This window comes from uncultured Eudoraea sp., from assembly GCF_947260015.1.
Classification (GTDB): Bacteria; Bacteroidota; Bacteroidia; order Flavobacteriales; family Flavobacteriaceae; genus Eudoraea.
The window spans coordinates 1-4,225 of the sequence record NZ_CAMYOM010000090.1; the positions used below are offsets into that span (position 1 = coordinate 1).

Sequence of the window (4,225 nt, forward strand, 5' to 3'; positions counted from 1 at the left end):
CATCAACTCAGCTTGATCCTTTATACTTCCTGTAAGCTTACAGGTGGTCTTACCTTCCTCTTTTTTGTCAGTACTTATTATCATATCGCCAAAATGCCCTGCGTAACGCTGATCAATGACACCCTTGATTTTTATGCAATAAATCGCAGGCCCCTTAAACTCTTTTATATCTTCTGCCATGATTTAATTTTTATAATCATAATTCTCCAAGATTGGACTAATAGATCCAAGATTGGACTCATAGACCTTGGATTTATGGTAATAAAGATATTTAGAGCGGCTCACTAGTGAAATACCCAAAAGTGGAAGAAAAGTGGAAAAAGAGGAAGGATAGAAATACATGGTATTTACCCCAGGGTAGAACCCTGGACCCTAGTTTCCGATGAGAGCATCGGGGAACCTGCCAGCAGCCGGCTGGTTTAACCACTACCTTCTCGTCCGCCGAATTGGAACGCGAAGGTGGATTAAATCGGTTATCGGCCGAAATTAGCTATACTTATTTTGAATCAAGGAGCCCCAACTGCTTTGCCTTATGCACCAACTTTAAGCGGGTGCTTACATGCAGTTTTTGGAAGGAATTGTACAGGTGTTTTTTTATGGTATCTGTTGATATAAATAACTTATCGGCGATTTCTTTGTTTCTCAAACCTTGAGCAACCAATTCCAGCACTTCTTTTTCCCGGAGAGAAAGGGTATTTAATACAACCTTATCATTTTTTGGCACAACTACTTTTTCCTGCACAATTTGTATTCCTTTGAGTTGTTCACTTTCCCTCTCATTTATGGCTTTTAAAATCAAATTAATATGCCAATTGATAGTCCGGCAAATAGTTCCTTTACTTCTTTGCCATAATCAATGTACATACGGATGCTGCCACCAATGCTACTGAGTGATAAAGCTTCCGTAATTTTCAATGAGGCCTCTTTGGGCTTTTTCTGTGCCTTTAACGCCAGAGCTTGCAGAATAAACACATCAATTAATATGGCTTTTTTATTGGTTTGCCGTAAAGTTTGTTCAATTTCTGTGAGTATTTGAATCGCTTCCGCAATACTTTCGGCTGTGTTTATAACCAATTTCAGTTTTACCGGGGTTAATTGGGGAACATAAACAAACCATAAAGGAGGTATTAGCTCATACGAATCCAGCTGTTTGTTCAGCAGTTGTGCTTTATCAATATCGTTTCTTTTTAAGGCCAGCTCAACCTGCATGGCTTTTGCAATGGCGATGGCCGGTATTTCATTGGTTTCTTCGAAATGCCGGATAATAAAATCCATCAATTGGTCTGCTTTTTTCACCTCACCATTATCGATGTGGATAGCGGACAGCATGAACGCACACTGGGCCAAATAAAATGAACGGGCAACATAAGGATCATTAACGACCGCTTCTAAATAGGATTTGGCCAGCTCATCTTCGTTAGATAAATAATGGGCCATACTTATAAAATACTTGCCAAACACTACCGACTCCAATTGCCCATGCTTTTTACCAAGTTTTATAAGATTTAACGTATGCTTTTTCACCATCACTAGATTTCCTTCCATAGCATATGCCATCGAATACCAAAATTGCATTCTTGTTATAGAAAGATAGGACACTGGAGGAAATTCTATCGCTGCTTTTTTTGCGCTTTCAATATCATTGTTCATTTGATAACAGAGCACCTGTGTTCCCAATGCAAAAGACTGCGCATGGCTGGCTCTATCCGGCAATAAATCAAGCGCCTTTCTCGAATATTCAAAGGCACTTTTCGTATCTCCTGATAAGATGAATAGTTCTCCTTCAATTGTTTTTACTTCGCCCAATATGGCCTTCATTTCCTGAGACTGTATGGACAAATCACTTAAAATAGCTTTGGCTTTTTCCTTATACTCAAAAAGTTCAGGCATTTGACCATGGTAATCCATGATAAAGCCTTTGGCAGTTAAGAGTGCAGGTGTTTCTTCAATAATGCTCAACGGTAACAAATCTATCAAATCGTCTAAACGATGGATTTTCCCGGCATCCAAAAGCTCAAACCGATAGCGGGACACTAAATCAGCTGCCAAATCAATTTTATGCCCCTTAAGGGCGTGTTTAACAGCTTCTTCTTTAAAATCATTTTTATCAAACCATTCAGAAGCTTTTAAATGATACGAATTAATCTCGTCAATACTATGTTGTTTCTTCAATTGGTTTTGAAGCATCTTCTTAAACAGGTGATGGAACCTGTACCACTTCCTTTCATAATCCAATGAGATTGTGAAGAGGTTGGCTTTAAGGAGGGTTTGAATCACATCTTTCCCAATTATATCATCTTCCAAATTTTCAATATGAGGAAGACATAGTTCATTCACCAATTCATCGCAAAACCGATCAGGAATTGACATTTTAAGAAGACAATTCCTGATTGTTTCAGGCTGATCTGAGATTACTTCTTCCAGTAAAAAATCAGTGGTTGTAGGATTAATAGCATGAATTTTTTCAAGGGATTCATTTAAGTCCTCACCTTTCTTTACCATTAACAATAACAAACGCAAACCAGTAATCCATCCTTCCGTTTGTTTCATCAATTTATGCGAAATTGCTCTACTTGTTGCTGTTTGAAAAATATTCTTCAACAATTCCAAAATTTCACTTTCATTGAAGCACAGGTCTGCCATACGAATCTCATTGATGCGGCTGTGTGCCCTTAAAGAATTTAAATTTAAAAATGGATCGTTCCTGGTAATAATTACCAATTGCATATGCTGTGCAGGAAATTGGAGTAACTTGTTTATCAGTTCATTAATTTGGTTGTTTCGGATTAGATGATAGTCATCTAAAACCAAAACAAACTCTTTATCAATTTCATCTAAACCATTAATAAGGCTGTCGGATAAAACATTTAATAGCGGCAATGAATCAGTTTCCAAATAGTTATTTATATTCCTCAAAGCTTTTGGAAACTTTTTTCTTAAAGAAGTGGAAATACCATCAATAAAAAGTCTGAGATCATTGTCCTCATCACTTAAAGAAACCCATGCATACGGAATTTTGGATTTTTCTAACCAGGAACTAACCAACATGCTCTTACCATAACCGGCACCGGCAGAAACCAGTGTAAGGGGTTTGTGTATGTTCTTTTCCAGAAGTTCAACCAGATGCGTTCTGTAAACATGTTCCCTGGAAACAGGTGGCCGGTGTAGCTTTGTGAATAGCATTGCTAAATTTAGTTAAAAAATGATTCCATATCAGTTATAAAAAGATGTAACTGAGTTTTTACCTGATTACAAGGAAAAATAAAAATCCTTTAGCTAATTCATAGCTTTGTTATGGACCGCCTTGCACCTAACGGTTCGGCTCGTATGTTTGGTTATAGAATATTAAGTTGTAAATGAAGATACTACATTTATGTAATTAACCATATCAGAAAAGAAAGGATAATGAGGTTCGGCTAGATACATTTTGATGATATCGTGTCATAGATCAACTGCCCTTCTTTTAACTTTAGAGTCCCGATAGCTCCTTCTCCATAGTATTACGAAGGAGAAGCTATCGGGATGGAATAGGGTTTTTCATAGGTCACGTTGTTGTAAGCTGTTTTTTTATTAATGGAACCTGGACACTATTCAATCTTTTACAATTACGGGCAATAGGAAATTCTTATTATAACCAATCGGCCGAAATGATTTGGAACGCAATACAAAAAATGACCAATTCTAAGTTAATATGCAATTGTAGTAAAGTTTATTATAGATTTTCAGCGTATCATTTAAAAAATGTTTTGTTGGAGAAATATTTAGCAGGTTCAAAAAAGTGAACCATGTCTAGTAGGATTAAGACAACTGTGGTAGTCCACTTGTGGTCGTCTCTTTCTCTTGCTTTTAATCCGTTGGGGATTTTTGATTATCAATTATAGCCTGTGCTTCATCTTCCGTGCCCAGGGCAATGGCAAGCCATTTTGTATTGGAATCCTGTTCAAGCATTATTTTTATGGCCATAGTTAAGGGTACCGATAAAAACATGCCCACTGTACCCAGCATAAATCCCCAGGACAGAAGTGACAGAAAGACTACAAAAGTAGAAAGACCCAGACCTTTACCCATCATTTTTGGCTCAACAATATTGCCAATTACTACATTGACCACTACGAAAACAATTCCAGTCCATAAAACCCCTTCAAGTCCAAGTTGTACCGCGGCAAACAGGACAGCAGGAACGGCTGCAATAAAAGATCCTATATTGGGAATGTAATTCAGAAGA

At 37.4% G+C, this 4,225-nt stretch carries 4 protein-coding genes; all 4 read right to left on the bottom strand.

What is annotated here, in order from left to right; all coding sequences use genetic code 11:
• A partial coding sequence (locus Q0X66_RS15790) for a hypothetical protein (RefSeq protein ID WP_297708077.1) occupies positions 1-180 on the bottom strand: 180 nt, incomplete at its 3' end.
• Positions 181-496: 316 nt separating this feature from the next.
• Complete coding sequence (locus tag Q0X66_RS15795; RefSeq protein WP_297708079.1) at positions 497-799, bottom strand: LuxR C-terminal-related transcriptional regulator; 303 nt, start codon at positions 797-799, stop codon at positions 497-499.
• The gene (locus Q0X66_RS15800; protein WP_297708081.1) at positions 796-3,183 is read right to left on the bottom strand and encodes a hypothetical protein; all 2,388 of its coding nucleotides are present in this window, start codon (positions 3,181-3,183) and stop codon (positions 796-798) included. Before Q0X66_RS15800 ends, Q0X66_RS15795 begins: the two co-directional genes overlap by 4 nt.
• Positions 3,184-3,846: 663 nt before the next feature.
• Positions 3,847-4,225 (bottom strand): AI-2E family transporter (locus Q0X66_RS15805; protein WP_297708083.1); only part of this gene is annotated, 379 nt, incomplete at its 5' end.